The sequence below is a fragment of the Nocardioides sp. genome, from assembly GCF_031397825.1.
Lineage (GTDB): Bacteria > Actinomycetota > Actinomycetes > Propionibacteriales > Nocardioidaceae > Nocardioides.
The window spans coordinates 1-13,948 of the sequence record NZ_JANNML010000074.1; the positions used below are offsets into that span (position 1 = coordinate 1).

General features: G+C 71.3%; 14 protein-coding genes. 11 read left to right on the forward strand and 3 right to left on the reverse strand.

All coding sequences use genetic code 11. The features are described 5' to 3' along the window. Positions 1-1,122, forward strand: a 1,122-nt coding sequence (clpX, locus tag RMN98_RS06235; RefSeq protein ID WP_309647939.1) for an ATP-dependent Clp protease ATP-binding subunit ClpX, incomplete at its 5' end; no start/stop codon positions are given. Between the two features lie 131 nt (positions 1,123-1,253). Then, the gene (locus RMN98_RS06240) at positions 1,254-1,868 is read left to right on the forward strand and encodes a hypothetical protein (RefSeq protein ID WP_309647940.1); all 615 of its coding nucleotides are present in this window, start codon (positions 1,254-1,256) and stop codon (positions 1,866-1,868) included. Positions 1,869-1,890: 22 nt separating this feature from the next. Here the strand turns inward: RMN98_RS06240 and valS are convergent, their stop codons facing one another. Together valS and RMN98_RS06250 are read right to left on the reverse strand one after the other, a co-directional pair. Beyond that, positions 1,891-4,503, reverse strand: coding sequence for a valine--tRNA ligase (gene valS / locus RMN98_RS06245; RefSeq protein ID WP_309647941.1), 2,613 nt, complete (start codon positions 4,501-4,503; stop codon positions 1,891-1,893). Positions 4,504-4,628: 125 nt separating this feature from the next. Further along, positions 4,629-5,738, reverse strand: coding sequence for an NAD(P)-dependent alcohol dehydrogenase (locus RMN98_RS06250; RefSeq protein WP_309647942.1), 1,110 nt, complete (start codon positions 5,736-5,738; stop codon positions 4,629-4,631). A 65-nt stretch (positions 5,739-5,803) separates the two neighbouring features. Between RMN98_RS06250 and RMN98_RS06255 the strand changes: the two genes are divergently transcribed. Then, entirely contained in the window at positions 5,804-7,168 is a 1,365-nt protein-coding gene (locus RMN98_RS06255; RefSeq protein ID WP_309647943.1) for a folylpolyglutamate synthase/dihydrofolate synthase family protein, read from the forward strand. Continuing rightward, positions 7,165-7,560, forward strand: coding sequence for a DUF4233 domain-containing protein (locus RMN98_RS06260; RefSeq protein WP_309647944.1), 396 nt, complete (start codon positions 7,165-7,167; stop codon positions 7,558-7,560). Before RMN98_RS06255 ends, RMN98_RS06260 begins: the two co-directional genes overlap by 4 nt. Before the next feature lie 7 nt (positions 7,561-7,567). Here the strand turns inward: RMN98_RS06260 and RMN98_RS06265 are convergent, their stop codons facing one another. Beyond that, positions 7,568-8,896, reverse strand: a complete 1,329-nt coding sequence (locus RMN98_RS06265; protein WP_309647945.1) for a PLP-dependent aminotransferase family protein — start codon at positions 8,894-8,896, stop codon at positions 7,568-7,570. 69 nt (positions 8,897-8,965) lie between these two features. Here RMN98_RS06265 and RMN98_RS06270 point away from each other — a divergent pair, with 69 nt between their 5' ends. The 7 genes from RMN98_RS06270 to RMN98_RS06300 all read left to right on the forward strand — a co-directional run. Next, positions 8,966-9,640 (forward strand): pyridoxamine 5'-phosphate oxidase family protein, encoded by a 675-nt coding sequence (locus RMN98_RS06270; protein ID WP_309647946.1) that lies wholly within the window; start codon positions 8,966-8,968, stop codon positions 9,638-9,640. A gap of 18 nt (positions 9,641-9,658) precedes the next feature. Continuing rightward, a complete protein-coding gene (gene ndk / locus RMN98_RS06275; protein ID WP_309647947.1) occupies positions 9,659-10,066 on the forward strand; it encodes a nucleoside-diphosphate kinase in 408 nt (135 codons plus the stop codon). Between the two features lie 79 nt (positions 10,067-10,145). Then, entirely contained in the window at positions 10,146-10,682 is a 537-nt protein-coding gene (locus RMN98_RS06280; RefSeq protein WP_309647948.1) for a hypothetical protein, read from the forward strand. Continuing rightward, positions 10,682-10,981, forward strand: a complete 300-nt coding sequence (locus RMN98_RS06285; protein ID WP_309647949.1) for a hypothetical protein — start codon at positions 10,682-10,684, stop codon at positions 10,979-10,981. The genes RMN98_RS06280 and RMN98_RS06285 overlap by 1 nt, the downstream gene beginning before the upstream one ends. Continuing rightward, on the forward strand, positions 10,978-12,732 hold the full coding sequence (locus RMN98_RS06290) for an alpha/beta hydrolase (RefSeq protein ID WP_309647950.1): 1,755 nt from the start codon (positions 10,978-10,980) through the stop codon (positions 12,730-12,732). Before RMN98_RS06285 ends, RMN98_RS06290 begins: the two co-directional genes overlap by 4 nt. Positions 12,733-12,806: 74 nt before the next feature. Next, entirely contained in the window at positions 12,807-13,268 is a 462-nt protein-coding gene (locus RMN98_RS06295; protein ID WP_309647951.1) for a hypothetical protein, read from the forward strand. Between the two features lie 344 nt (positions 13,269-13,612). Next, positions 13,613-13,948, forward strand: a 336-nt coding sequence (locus RMN98_RS06300) for a rod shape-determining protein (RefSeq protein WP_309647952.1), incomplete at its 3' end; no start/stop codon positions are given.

Here is a 13,948-nt window from a genome sequence, read left to right on the forward strand (position 1 = left end):
GAAGAGCTCTCGCAGACCACCGAGGTGAAGTGGGACGAACTCCCCAAGCCGAAGGAGATCTACCAGTTCCTCAACGACTACGTGATCGGCCAGGATCATGCCAAGAAGATCCTGTCGGTCGCCGTCTACAACCACTACAAGCGGGTGCAGTTCGGCGCCACGCACCACGACGACGTGGAGCTGGCCAAGTCGAACATCCTCCTGCTCGGCCCCACGGGCTGCGGCAAGACGCTGCTGGCACAGACGCTGGCCCGCATGCTGAACGTTCCGTTCGCGATCGCTGACGCCACCGCGCTCACGGAGGCCGGCTACGTCGGTGAGGACGTCGAGAACATCCTCCTCAAGCTGATCCAGGCCGCCGACTACGACGTCAAGAAGGCCGAGACCGGCATCATCTACATCGACGAGATCGACAAGGTCGCGCGCAAGGCGGAGAACCCCTCGATCACGCGCGACGTCTCCGGCGAGGGCGTGCAGCAGGCTCTGCTCAAGATCATCGAGGGCACCACCGCCTCGGTCCCGCCCCAGGGCGGTCGCAAGCACCCGCACCAGGAGTTCATCCAGATCGACACCACCAACATCCTCTTCGTGGTGGGTGGTGCCTTCGCAGGCCTCGAGCACATCGTCGAGCAGCGAGTCGGCAAGAAGAACCTCGGTTTCACCGCCGACGTCCGCACCGCCGCCGAGCGCGACGCCGAGGACCTGCTCGCGCAGGTGCGTCCTGAGGACCTCACGAAGTTCGGCCTGATCCCCGAGTTCATCGGGCGTCTGCCGCTGATCGCCAGCGTGACCAAGCTCGACCAGGACGCGCTCGTGCAGATCCTGACCGAGCCGCGCAACGCGCTGGTCAAGCAGTACCAGAAGCTCTTCGAGCTCGACGGTGTCGAGCTGGAGTTCACCGAGGACGCCATCAAGGCCATCGCCGACAAGGCGATGGAGCGCGGCACCGGCGCCCGTGGGCTTCGCGCCATCATCGAGGAGGTCCTCCTCCACGTGATGTACGACGTGCCCTCGCGCGGTGACGTCGCCAAGGTCATCGTGACCGGTGAGGTCGTCCTCGAGGACGTCGCCCCGACCCTGGTCCTGCGCGAGTCCGAGGCGAAGAAGAAGAAGTCCGCCTGACATCGTCGCGAGCGTCGCACGTTGGCGGTCTAGACATCTGTGCGGCAGGCGTTGCCTGAGTTGGCACTGCTTCGTTGTGTCCCCAGACTGGTAGCGAGCAGCATCGCACCGGACGTCACTTGGGGGACACGATGAGCAGCGAGCAGCGGCGACCGCTGGTGGCATTCTGTGCCGTCGCGGTCGTGTGCGCCATGATCATGGTGAGCGCCCTGCGCAGCGACGCGGTGCGTGGCTTCCTCACCACCGGCATCGAGTCGGTGCAGGAGGTGGCCGCGGGCGTCGAGATCGCTCCTCGGACGCCCGTCAAGGCTGCTCCCGTTCCCTGGCCCGAGCCCGCACGTGCTCCCGCGGTCGTCGAGGTGACGCGCCCGGTCGTCTCGACGCCGACCCGCTCGACCTCCCGCCCCGATCGAGGCCACGGGGCCAAGCCCGGCAAGGGCCATGGTGACCGTGACCCGGGCGACCGCGGACGCGGGACCCATGACGGCGACCGCGGTCGAGGCGGCCAGGGCCATGGTCCCGGGTCGAAGCACGGTGACCGTGACGAGGGTGACAAGGGCGACAAGGGCAAGGGCCACGGGTCCAAGCACGGCGACCGCGACAAGGGCGACAAGGGCAAGGGCCACGGGTCCAAGCACGGCGACCGTGACAAGGGCGGCAAGGGCAAGGGCCACGGGTCCAAGCACGGCGACCGTGGCAAGGGCGGCAAGGGCGACAAGGGCAAGGGCCACCGGGGTCAGCGGTAGCCCTCGCCCCACGCGTTGAGCGTCACTCCGTCGGGGCGAGCTCCGCAGCCACTGACAGCTCGGTGGCGTCGGTGACGGTGAAGAGCAGCTCGCCGGTGATCTTGCCCGAGGAGCGCAGGTCCTGCTCGGCGAGCTCCGCTGCCCGCACGAGGAGCTCGGGCCCGGAGATCTCCACGCGGGACAGCTCGGCCCGCATCGACACCTTGGCCTGGGACTTCGCGCTGCGGATCCCGATCAGGGCCGAGGCCACCGCGTCGACGGCGGCCGGGTCGGAGGCGGCGGCGGAGCCGAGCTCGGCGACGAGCGGCCACTCGCTGCGGTGGATCGACCCCTCCTGCCACCACGACCAGACCTCCTCGGTCACGTAGGGCAGGAACGGCGCGAGAAGGCGCAGCTGCACCTTGAGCGCGAGGGAGAGTGTGGCGCGGGCCGACTCGGTCGGAGCGCCACCGTCCTCGGCGTAGGCGCGGCCCTTGACCAGCTCGACGTAGTCGTCGCAGAACTCCCAGAAGAACTTCTCGGTGACCTCGAGCGCGGTGGTGTAGTCGTAGGCCTCGAAGGCGTCCGTGGCCTTGGTGACCACGGCGGCCAGTCGTCCCAGGAGGGCGCAGTCGATGGGCTCGGTGACCTCCACGGAGTTGGCCGACGTGGCGCCCACGCCCCCGAGGACGAACTTGGAGACGTTGAGGACCTTCATCGCGAGGCGACGACCGACCTTCATCTGCGACTCGTCGAAGGGGGAGTCGAGGCCGGGGCGGGCGATGGCGGCGCGCCAGCGGACGGCGTCGGCGCCGTACTTGCCGAGGATCTCGTCGGGGACGACGACATTGCCCTTGGACTTCGACATCTTCTTGCGGTCGGGGTCGACGATGAAGCCGGAGATGAGGGCGTGGGTCCACGGGGCGGCGTGGTTCTCGAAGTGGGCGCGCACGACGCGGGAGAACAGCCAGGTGCGGATGATGTCGTGGGCATGCGTGGCGAGGTCCATCGGGAAGACGCGCTGCCACAGGTCGTCGTCGGTCTCCCAGCCGCCGGCGATCTGGGGCGTGAGCGACGAGGTCGCCCAGGTGTCCATGACGTCGGGGTCGCCCAAGAAGCCGCCGGGCTTGCCGCGCTGCTCCTCGGAGTAGCCGTGCGGCGCCTGCGTCGAGGGGTCGACCGGCAGCTCGGCCTCGGCCGGCATCAGCGGGTGGGCGTAGTCGGGCTCGCCGTCCTCGTCGAGGGGGTACCAGACGGGGAAGGGGATGCCGAAGAAGCGCTGGCGCGAGATCAGCCAGTCGCCGTTGAGGCCGCCGACCCAGTTGTCGTAGCGGTGGCGCATGTGTGCCGGCAGCCACTGGATCTCCCCGGCGCGGTCGAGCATCTCGGCGCGCAGGGCGGCGTCGCGACCGCCGTTGCGGATGTACCACTGGCGGGTGGCCACGATCTCGAGGGGTTTGTCGCCCTTCTCGTAGAAGTTGGCCATGCGCTGGGTCGGGGTCGGCTCGCCGATGAGGTCGCCGGACTCGCGCAGCGCGGCGACCATGGCTTCACGGGCGGAGAAGACGGACTTGCCGGCCAGCTCGGCGTAGGCCGTGGCGGCGCGCTCGGCGGCGAGCCACTCCGGGGTCTCGCGCAGGAAGCGGCCGTCGCGGCCGATGACGGTGCGGACCGGGAGGTCGAGCTCGCGCCACCAGGTGACGTCGGTGAGGTCGCCGAAGGTGCAGCACATCGCGATGCCCGCGCCCTTGTCCATCTCGGCGGCGGGGTGGGCGACAACGGGGATCTCCACGCCGAAGACGGGCGAGGCGACGGTCGTGCCGAAGAGCGGCTGGTAGCGCTCGTCGTCGGGATGCGCGATGAGCGCGACCACGCTGGGGATCAGCTCCGGACGGGTGGTCTCGATCGCGACCGTCTCGCCGTCAGGGCGGTGGAAGGTGACGCGGTGGTAGGCGCCGGCGTAGTCGCGGGCCTCGAGCTCGGCCTGGGCGACGGCGGTCTGGAACGTGACGTCCCAGAGCGTCGGGGCGTCCTGCAGATAGGCCTCGCCGCGGGCGTAGTTGCGCAGGAACGCGGTCTGGCTGACCTTCTGAGCCTTTGCGCCGATCGTCGTGTAGGTCTGGTCCCAGTCGACGGAGAGTCCGAGGGTGCGCCACAGCGACTCGAAGACCTCCTCGTCCTCCACGACGAGCCGGTTGCACAGCTCGACGAAGTTGGGCCGCGAGATCGGGACCTGCTTCTTGGGGTCCGGCCTCTCCGGAGGGGTGAAGTCGGCCTCGTAGGGCAGCGAGGGGTCGCAGCGCACGCCGAAGTAGTTCTGGACGCGGCGCTCGGTCGGCAGCCCGTTGTCGTCCCAGCCCATCGGGTAGAAGACCGACTTGCCGCGCATGCGCTGGAAGCGCGCGATGAGGTCGGTGTGGCTGTAGGAGAAGACGTGCCCGACGTGCAGGCTGCCGCTGACGGTCGGCGGCGGGGTGTCGATGGAGAAGACGTTCTCGCGAGGCTGGGTGCGGTCGAAGGCGTAGGTGCCGTCGGCCTTCCACTGCGCGGACCACTTGTCCTCGAGACCCTCGAGGGCCGGCTTCTCCGGTACGACGACGGCGCCGCTGTCGGTGCGCGTCTCGTCCGGTGCCTGGCTGTCGATGATCTCGGTCATGCCCAAATCCTAGTGGTGGCCATCACCCGCGTTATCCAGTGGTCCCGGGCGCGTGACGACGGCTACGTCTCGGCCATGATCGAGGCGCACGTCCCCGACGGGGCGGCGCCCCGTCGCGGGGACGATCACCAGACCAGCACCGGCTTGACGACCTTGCCGGTGCTGACGTCGCTGATGGCGGTGTTGATCTGGGTGAAGGGGTAGCTGACCATCAGGTCGTCGACGTCGAACTGCCCGGCCTGGTGCATCGCGATCAGCCGCGGCACCATCGTGAGCGGGTCCGAGTCGCCCTCGACGCTGCCGCGGATGACCTTGCCGTTCTGCATGATGTCGATCGCGTCGACCGGGAACTCCTCGGCGCCGAGGCCGAGGATCACCAGCTGCCCGCGGACGCCGAGGGCCTGGGCGGCCTGCTTGATGACGGCCGGTACGGCGGTCGTGTCGACCGCTCCGGTCGTCCCGCCGCCGCTCAGCTCCTTGACGCGGTCGACCACCGGGCTGCCGAGCCCGGTCTGCTCGAGGTCGGCGGGGTTGACGCCGATCGCGCCGTAGCGGGCGGCGACGTCGAGGCGGCTCTGCATCAGGTCCACCGCGATGATCGTGCCGACGCCCTGGGCCTGGGCCGCGGCGATGGCGGCGAGCCCGACCGCGCCCACGCCGTAGACGGCGAGGCTGTCGGTGGGGCCCGACTGCAGCACGTTGAGGACGGCGCCGGCGCCGGTCTGGAAGCCGCAGCCGTAGGGGGCGATCTTGGTGAGGTCGAGGGCCTTGTCGACCACGACCACGTTGTCGGCGTAGGCGATCGCGTGCTGGGAGAAGCTGGACTGGCCGAAGAAGGAGCCGAAGACGGGGGAGCCGTCGCGCGAGTAGGTGGTGGAGCCGTCCATCCGCATCCCCATGTAGTTGATCATCAGGCTGGACTCGCAGTAGCCGACCATCCCGGCGTCGCACTTCGCGCAGCTGCGGCACGACCGCAGGCTGAGCACGACGTGGTCCCCGACGGCGATGCCGCTGACGTCGGCGCCGACCTCCTCCACGACGCCCGCGCCCTCGTGGCCGAACACGTGGGGGAACATCTCCGCCGGCAGCATGGTGCGCATCGTGATGTCGGTGTGGCACAGGCCGGTGGCGACGATCCGCACCAGCACCTCGTCGCCGCGCGGCCCGTCGATCTCCACCTCCTCGAAGGTGAAGTCGTGCCCCTGCTCGTTGACGATCGCGACCGTGGTCTTCATCCCAGCACACTAGAACCTGTTCCAGTCTCGGGTCGAGGGGTCGGGTCCCTAGACTCGGAGGTGAGATGACCGAGACCCCTGAAGTGCCCCGTCTGGCCGAGACCTTCGCCGAGGTCGAGGACGCCCTGCTGTCCCGCTGGCCGGAGACCAAGCTCGAGCCCTCGCTCGACCGCATCCGCGCCTTCGCCGAGCTGCTGGGCGACCCCCAGGCGTCGTACCCCGTGATCCACCTGACCGGCACCAACGGCAAGACCACGACCTCCCGGATGATCGACACCCTGCTGCGCGCGCTCGACCTGCGCACGGGCCGCTTCACCTCGCCCCACGTGGAGCGCATGACCGAGCGCATCAGCATCGACGGCGAGCAGCTCGACGACGAGGGTTTCGTCCGCGCCTTCAACGACGTCGCACCCTTCACGCACCTCGTCGACTCCTCCGAGGCCCACCCGCTGTCGTTCTTCGAGACCATCGTGGGCATGGCCTTCGCCGCGTTCGCGGACGCACCCGTCGACGTGGCCGTCGTCGAGGTCGGGATGGGCGGCTCGTGGGACGCCACCAACGTCGCCGACGCGACGGTGGCGGTGGTGCTGCCGATCGCCGTCGACCACAGCCAATACCTCGGCGAAACCCCGGTCGACATCGCTGCCGAGAAGGCCGGCATCATCAAGGCGGGCTCGCTGGCGGTGCTCGCGCAGCAGACCCCCGAGGTCGCCCAGGTGCTGCTCACCCACGCAGCCGAGGTCGGTGCCACCGTCGTGCGCGAGGGCATGGAGTTCGGGGTGATCTCCCGCGTGCCCGCCGTCGGTGGTCAGGTCGTCTCGTTGCAGGGCCTGCGCGCCCGCTACGACGAGGTCTTCCTGCCGCTCTACGGCGCGCACCAGGCGCAGAACGCCGCGGTCGCGCTGGCAGCGGTGGAGGCCTTCGCCGGCGACCAGCCTCTCGACGAGGAGCTCGTGCGTGCGGCCTTCGCGGAGGTCAGCTCCCCGGGTCGTCTCGAGATCGTGCGACGCAGCCCCACGATCGTCCTCGACTCCGCGCACAACCCGCACGGTGCCGAGGCAGTGGCGGCCGCGCTCGACGACTCCTTCGCCTTCTCCCCGCTGATCGGTGTGGTCGGGGTGATGGCGGACAAGGACTACGAGGGCCTGCTGTCGGCCTTCGAGCCCCACTTCGCCCACATCGTGTGCACCCAGAACTCCACGCACCGCTCGATGCCGGCCGCCCAGCTCGCGCAGGCCGCGCTCGACGTCTTCGGCGAGGACCGCGTCACGGTCGAGCCCGACCTCGCCAGCGCCATCGACCAGGCCGCAGCGATGGCCGAGTCCGGCGAGGACGCCGGTCAGTCGCTCGGCTCCGGCGCCGTGCTCGTCACCGGCTCCGTGGTCACCGTCGGAGAGGCCCGTGCCCTGATCAGGAGGCGTCGTCCATGAGTGACCGTCAGCGCTCGCCACGTCGCGGCATGTGCGCGGCCATCCTCAGCCTCGAGGCGATCACGCTCGGCCTGACCACGCCGGTCATGATCGCGATCGCCGACGTCGGGGTCGCCACGGCGCTCTCGGTCGGGCTCGGCCTCATGGTGGCCTGCCTGCTCGTCGCCGGAGTCCTCCGCGCCGAGTGGGGCTACCTGCTGGGCTGGGCCATCCAGGCCGCCGCGATCGCCCTCGGATTCGTCATCCCGCTGATGTTCGTCCTCGGCGGGATCTTCGCGCTGCTGTGGGGCGCCGCCGACTTCCTGGGCCGCAAGATCGAGAGCGAGCGCGCCGCGGCCTACGCCGCGCTCGACGCCGAGCTCGCGGCCGAGGCCGAGGGGCACACCGACTGAGGCTGGCTCAGCCCCCGAGCGCCCGGGCCAGCACCTCGAGCGCCCTGTCGAGCTCGGCGTCGGTGCAGCCGCCGAAGCCGACGATCAGGCCGTGCAGGTCAGCGGTGCGGCAGTAGTCCGACAGCAGCGGCACGTCGAAGCCGGCGTCGCGGGCGGCCCCATGGGCGGCCAGCGCGAGGGGCCGGGGGAGCACGACGGCGGCGTACATGCCCGCCACCGGCGCCTCGACGTACGGCGTGAGGGCGGCCGCCACGCGCGTCGCGCGGTCGGCGTAGACCCGGCGCGCGGAGCGGACGACCCGGTCCACGTAGCCCTCGCGCAGGAGCGACAGGAAAGCCCGCTGGACCGGCCACGACGCGGCGTCGTGGGTGATCGCGCGGTGTCGCTCGACGCGCTCGCGGACGGCGTCGGGCGCCACCAGCCAGCCGAGCCGCAGGCTGGGAGCGACGGCCTTGCTGGCGGTGCCGAGGTAGGCGACCCGGTCACGGTCGAGGCTGGCGAGCGCGGGGATCGGCGCGACGTCGTAGCGGAACTCCGAGTCGTAGTCGTCCTCGACGACCAGGGCGCCTGCGGTGTGCGCGGCTGCCAGGAGCGAGAGCCGGTCGGCGCCCGACATCGGGGGGCCGAGGGGATGCTGGTGCGCGGGCGTGACGTAGGCGGCGACCACACCCCGCAGGTCGGTGACGGGCCGCAGTGCCGGGAGGTCCACGACGCCACGACCGGTGGCGCGGATCGTCTCGACGGCGGCGCGGTAGCCCGGGTCCTCGACCGCGACGTCGCCTGGCTCCACGGCGGTCATCAGGTGCCGCAGGCCGTCGGTGGTGCCGGCGGTGACGAGCACCTCGTCGGGGTGCACGTCGAGCCCCCGGGTGCGGCCCAGGCGCGCCGCGAGCTCGGCGCGGAGCTCGGGCAGGCCGCGGGGGTCGTCGTAGCCGCGCGGGGGAGTGGCCGCGCTGACCTCGCGCCAGGCACGTCGCCAGGCGGGTCGGTGTCGGTCGTCGATCCACGGGGTGCCGGAGTCGAGTCGCAGCAGCGGCCGCCCGGGGGCCTCGGTCGGGCGCCGGGGAGCCGGGGGAGCCGTGGTCGGACCGCTCGCGGCGACGAAGGTGCCCGACCCGTGCCGACCCTCGAGCCAGCCCTCGGCGACGAGCTGGGCATAGGCCTGCTCGGTGACCGACCGGGCCACGCCGAGGTCGTGGGCCAGTGCCCGGCTGCTCGGCAGGCGGTCGCCGGGTGCGAGGTGTCCGCCGGTGATCCTCGCGCGGACCTGGCCGCTGAGCTGGACGCCCAGCGAGGGGGAGCCCGTGCGGTCGAGGTCGACGATCAGCGTGTTCACGAGTGTCCTGTCGAAGTTGGCATGTAGTGGCCCGTGACGACAGGCCACTCCGTCGTCGAGACTAGACCCATGACGCTCGCGCCGCTCTCGCCCACCGCCCGGACCTCGGTCAACCGGGGTCGCAACCGCGCCGTGGAGGACCGGTCGGAGCTGCACGCCCTGCTGGATGACGCGCTGGTGGCCCACCTCGGCGTCAGCGTCGGCGACCATCCGGTGGTGCTGCCGGTCGCCTTCGCGGTGGACCTCGACGGGCGGGACGAGGGCGGCACGCTCTACGTGCACGGCTCGGTCGCGGCTCGCTGGCTGAACCGCTCGGAGGCGACCACCGTGTGCGTGACGATCACCGAGGTCGACGGGCTCGTGGCGGCCCGCTCGGGCTTCCACCACTCGATGAACTACCGCTCGGCGGTCGTCATCGGGGTCGCCCGGATCGTCACCGAGGCCGACGAGAAGGCGCATGCCCTGGCGCTCACCGTCGACCACATGGTCCCCGGCCGCTCCGCGACCCTGCGCCCCAGCACGCGCAAGGAGCTGGCAGCGACCTCGGTGCTCGCCGTACCCCTGCACGAGGCGTCGCTCAAGGTCCGTGCGGAGGGCCCGGTCGACGACGTCGAGGACGTCGAGGCGGGGGTCTGGGGCGGGGTGATCCCGATCCGCCGGGTCTCCTCGGCACCCGTGGCGGCGGACGACGCGAGCGGGCCGGTGCCCGACGACGTGCTCCGGCGTGCGGCTCAGCTCGGCTGAGTCGCTAGGGTCAGGTGCATGAGCCAGCGCACCCTCGTCCTCCTCAAGCCCGACACCGTCAAGCGCGGTCTGGTGGGGGAGGTCCTGTCCCGTTTCGAGGCCAAGGGCCTCACGATCGTGGCGATGGAGCACCGCCTCATCGACGGCGCCAAGGCCGACGAGCACTACGTCGAGCACGTCGAGCGCGACTTCTACCCGCCGCTGCGGGACTTCGTGACCAGCGGCCCCCTGGTGGCGCTGGTGCTCGAGGGCGACGAGGCGATCGAGGTCGTGCGCGCGATCAACGGGGCCACCGACGGTCGCAAGGCCGCGCCCGGCACCATCCGCGGCGACCTGTCGCTCTCCAACCGCGAGAACCTCGTGCACGGATCGGACTCGCCCGAGTCCGCCGAGCGCGAGATCGCGATCTGGTTCCCGCACCTCTAGGCCACCCGCGGGCCACGCTCCGGTGCACAGCCTGCGGTGATCGGAGTTTCCGCCTCGGTGACGTGGGCACGCTCCTTCCATGGAGCTGCACCCCCTCTCGGACCCCGTCGGTGACCCGTTCTTCGACGTCCTGCGACGTCGGCACCGCGACGTCGACGTCGTGCTGCTGCCACCGGTGGGGCGACCCGACGGCGCTGATCCGGTGTCCGACGAGGTGGTCTCGTCGGCCCTGCTCCGGGTCGAGGCGGTCGCCAGGGGCCTGTGGGCGATGGTGGCTCCCGACAGTGACGATCGGCCGCAGCCACGGTGCACCTACGGCACCGGCCCCGAGTCCGTCAGGGCAACCGCGCGTCTCGTCACACGTCGCGTCGACGGCTTCCACGTGCTCGTCGCCCTGCGCGCCGAGCTCGAGTCCGACGGCTGGGCGGTCACCCGCCCCGAGGGTCCGGTCGAGCGGCTGGTCGCCTACCTCGACGACCTCACCGTCACCGCGTCGTACGCCGAGGGGTCGGGCACGCTGCTCGTCGAGCTGGCCGCCGAGTCCCTGCCGGTAGGGCAGGACCGGGCCCGGGGACTCACCCGTCCTCCCGCCCGGCCGCACGCGGGTGGTCGGTGATGGAGGTCGTGCCGCTCTCGGTCGGCGTCGTCTCCCAGCGGTGGGATGACCAGCACCTCGACCTCGCCGCCGCCGCAGGCCAGATCTCCGGCGCCGGCACCGAGGGCTTCACCAGCGCAGTGTCAGGTGCCGCCTCACGCTTCCTCACCCAGTGGAAGCGCCATGCAGAGACGCTCGGCACCGACTCCGAGGCGCGGGCCGACGGGCTGCGGGTGGTCATCCGCGACTACGTCACCAGCGACGAGGCCGCCGGCCTCGACCTCTTCCTCCTCTCGACCTATGTGGCGGAGCAGCGATGACCACGATCACGCTGCCGCCCCAGCCATGTGCCGTGCCGCTGCTGACCTGCCGGCCGAGCGCGGTCCGTGAGTGCGGCGGAGACCTGCTCGCGGCCTCCGCCCAGATCGACGACCTCGGCAGCTTCGTGGCCGGTGACGCCCGCGTCGGCGACTGGACCGGTCGCGGCTCTGCGCGATACCACGAGACCATCGCCCCGATCGGTCGTCGGGCGGACGCCATGTCATTGGCCCTGCGCTCCGTCGCGACCCGCGTCGATGCCCACGCTGACGAGCTCCAGCGCCTGCTGGACCGTCGTACGGACCTGGAGGAGCGACGCTCCCACCTCGCCGGTGAGGTCGCGCGGCTGCGCGGCGAGATCACGGGTGCGACCGAGGACGACGCGGCGGCCCTGCAGGCCGAGTGTGACCTGGTGCGCCGCGACGTCGAGCTCTTCGACGCAGACGTGACGACCTGGTCGAGCGACCTCGCGTCCGAGGAGACCGCGATGGTGCAGGCCTTCCAGCGGGTGCAGGAGGCGGAGGCGGTTGAGCGGATCTACGGCGGCGTCGCCGACCCGGCCGACGGCGCGCTGGCGTCAAAGCCCGGTGCCGACGCGACCCCGGAGGAGGTCAACGCGTGGTGGGACTCGCTGACCCACGCGCAGCAGCAGGCGATCATCGCCGCAGCCCCGGGCGCGATCGGCAACCTCGACGGCATCCCGGCGGGTCCGCGCAACGCCGCCAACACGGTGGCCCTCGACCGCGACCTCGCCGACTGGACGCACACCGAGTCTCTGGGCGAGCTGACCGACGACGAGCGCACCTGGCTGGAGAACGCCCGCGCCGCGGACGAGGCGCGGCGCAACATCGCCGACCGGGTCGATCCCGTCACCGGTGAGCCCATCGAGACCCAGATCTACCTCTACGACCCGGCCGCCTTCGACGGCGACGGGGCGATCGCGATCAGCGCCGGCAACCTCGACACCGCCGACAACGTGGCGGTGGTCGTGCCCGGCTTCGGCACCGACGCGGAGAGCGCGGGCTACCAGGCCGACCGGGCCGCGACCCTCTACGAGTCCTCCCGCTACCTCGACCCCGACGCCTCCAACGCGTCGATGTTCTGGATCGGCTACGACGCTCCCGACAACGCCCCGTGGGACGAGGGCTTCGACGGCGCCGGCGTCGTCACGGAGTCGATGGCCACGGCCGGCGGCGAGCACCTCGCCGACACGATCGACGGCCTGCGCGCCAGCCGTGACGGCGAGCCGGCGCACGTGACGGCGATCGGGCACAGCTATGGCTCGACGACCACCGGCCACGCCGCCCACGACCACGGGATCGAGGTCGACGAGATCGTCTTCGTGGGCAGCCCCGGGGTCGGAGGCGACACCAACGACGCCGGCGACACCGGCATCGACCCCGAGCACGTGTGGGCCGGCGCCAACAGCCGTGACCCCATCGCCGACCTGGGCAACCACGGCTGGGTCCACGGGGAGACCGTCCTCGGTGCCGGTCTCGGCGACGACCCCGCCGAGGACGAGTTCGGCGCCAACCGCTTCGAGGCCGAGTCGGAGACCCGTGGTGGCGCCTTCTCGTTCGGCGACCACTCCAAGTACTTCGACCACGACACCGAGTCGCTCCACAACATCAGCCAGATCGTCAACGGCAACGACGACGCGGTCGAGCACGCCGACCACGTCTACGACCCGTGGTACGACGGCGTCCAGGACCCGGAGCACGACCGCGACCCGACCACCCCGGCCACCCGGTGAGCGGGCGCTCGGTCCTGGCAGGGTGGTTGCTCGTCATGCTGATGGTGGGCGGGTGTGGATCCGGAGGGGACGACGTGGAGGCAGAGCCGGTGGACAGTGCGGCGTTGGAGCAGCAGCGCGACCGCGTCCGCGCCGCGTCTGCGTCCCTCGTGACCGGTGTCGCCGACGCCCTCGGCGGTCGTGCCTCGCAGACGACCGGGCGGGTCGAGGGGTGCGAGTCGGCCTCCGAGGACGAGCTCCGCACGTTCCGCTACACCGCCACCGGGCGCGTCGACGCCGGTCCCGGTGCCTCCCGCCCGCACCTCGACGCCCTCGGGCCAGTGCTGGTGGCCGCAGGCTTCGCCGACCCCACCCCCGGCTCACGCCCCGGCGGCTCGACCCTCGAGGGCAGCTCCGGTGACCTGACCGCGACCCTCTCCGAGCTCCCCGGCCAGGGCGACTACGTCCTGCTCTCCGTCGAGGGTCCCTGCCTCGAGGTCCCCGAGGCGGACCGGCGTGACTGGCAGCGTCGTACGGACCCGGAGTCGTATCTCTGAGGGCCGGGTGGCTTCGGGGCCGATGCGTCCGCTTCATCAAGGTATGCAGGCGGACCGGCACCTCCCACGGTGGAGCGGAGGCCCCGCACTTCCCACGGCGACACGCCACCCACCACGGGGTGCTCGTCATGGGAAGTGGCGTGTCGCCGACATACCTTGATGAAGCGGCCGGGCGGCCGCTCGCACCTCCACCACCGCGCGTCACATCAGCAACACGCGCCACGGCGTGCCTGCGCGGAGATCGGCGGAGATGAACCTACGCTCGACCTCGGGTACGGCGAGGCGTGCGCGCGTCGTTCCCTCTTCCCCGAGCGCACGCTGCTAAGAGCTGCGAGGCGTTGGGCATGGCGAACAGCTTCATCGGCCGCGACATGGCGGTGGACCTCGGCACCGCCAACACGCTGGTCTACGTCCGGCGCAAGGGTGTGCTGCTGGACGAGCCGAGCGTGGTAGCGGTCAACGACACCACGGGCGAGATCCTGGCCGTCGGGCACGACGCCAAGCGGATGATCGGGCGCACGCCCGACAACATCACCGCGATCCGCCCGCTCAAGGACGGCGTCATCGCCGACTTCGAGGCGACCGAGCAGATGCTGCGGTTCTTCATCCAGCAGGTCCACCGGCGTCGCTACTTCGCCAAGCCCCGGATGGTCATCTGCGTGCCGAGCGGCATCACCGCC

Coding starts and splice junctions, on each gene's coding strand:
- RMN98_RS06240 (WP_309647940.1), top strand. CDS start 1,254: ATGAGCAGCGAGCAGCGGCGACCGCTGGTGGCATTCTGTGCCGTCGCG.
- valS (WP_309647941.1), bottom strand. CDS start 4,503: ATGACCGAGATCATCGACAGCCAGGCACCGGACGAGACGCGCACCGAC.
- RMN98_RS06250 (WP_309647942.1), bottom strand. CDS start 5,738: ATGAAGACCACGGTCGCGATCGTCAACGAGCAGGGGCACGACTTCACC.
- RMN98_RS06255 (WP_309647943.1), top strand. CDS start 5,804: ATGACCGAGACCCCTGAAGTGCCCCGTCTGGCCGAGACCTTCGCCGAG.
- RMN98_RS06260 (WP_309647944.1), top strand. CDS start 7,165: ATGAGTGACCGTCAGCGCTCGCCACGTCGCGGCATGTGCGCGGCCATC.
- RMN98_RS06270 (WP_309647946.1), top strand. CDS start 8,966: ATGACGCTCGCGCCGCTCTCGCCCACCGCCCGGACCTCGGTCAACCGG.
- ndk (WP_309647947.1), top strand. CDS start 9,659: ATGAGCCAGCGCACCCTCGTCCTCCTCAAGCCCGACACCGTCAAGCGC.
- RMN98_RS06280 (WP_309647948.1), top strand. CDS start 10,146: ATGGAGCTGCACCCCCTCTCGGACCCCGTCGGTGACCCGTTCTTCGAC.
- RMN98_RS06285 (WP_309647949.1), top strand. CDS start 10,682: ATGGAGGTCGTGCCGCTCTCGGTCGGCGTCGTCTCCCAGCGGTGGGAT.
- RMN98_RS06290 (WP_309647950.1), top strand. CDS start 10,978: ATGACCACGATCACGCTGCCGCCCCAGCCATGTGCCGTGCCGCTGCTG.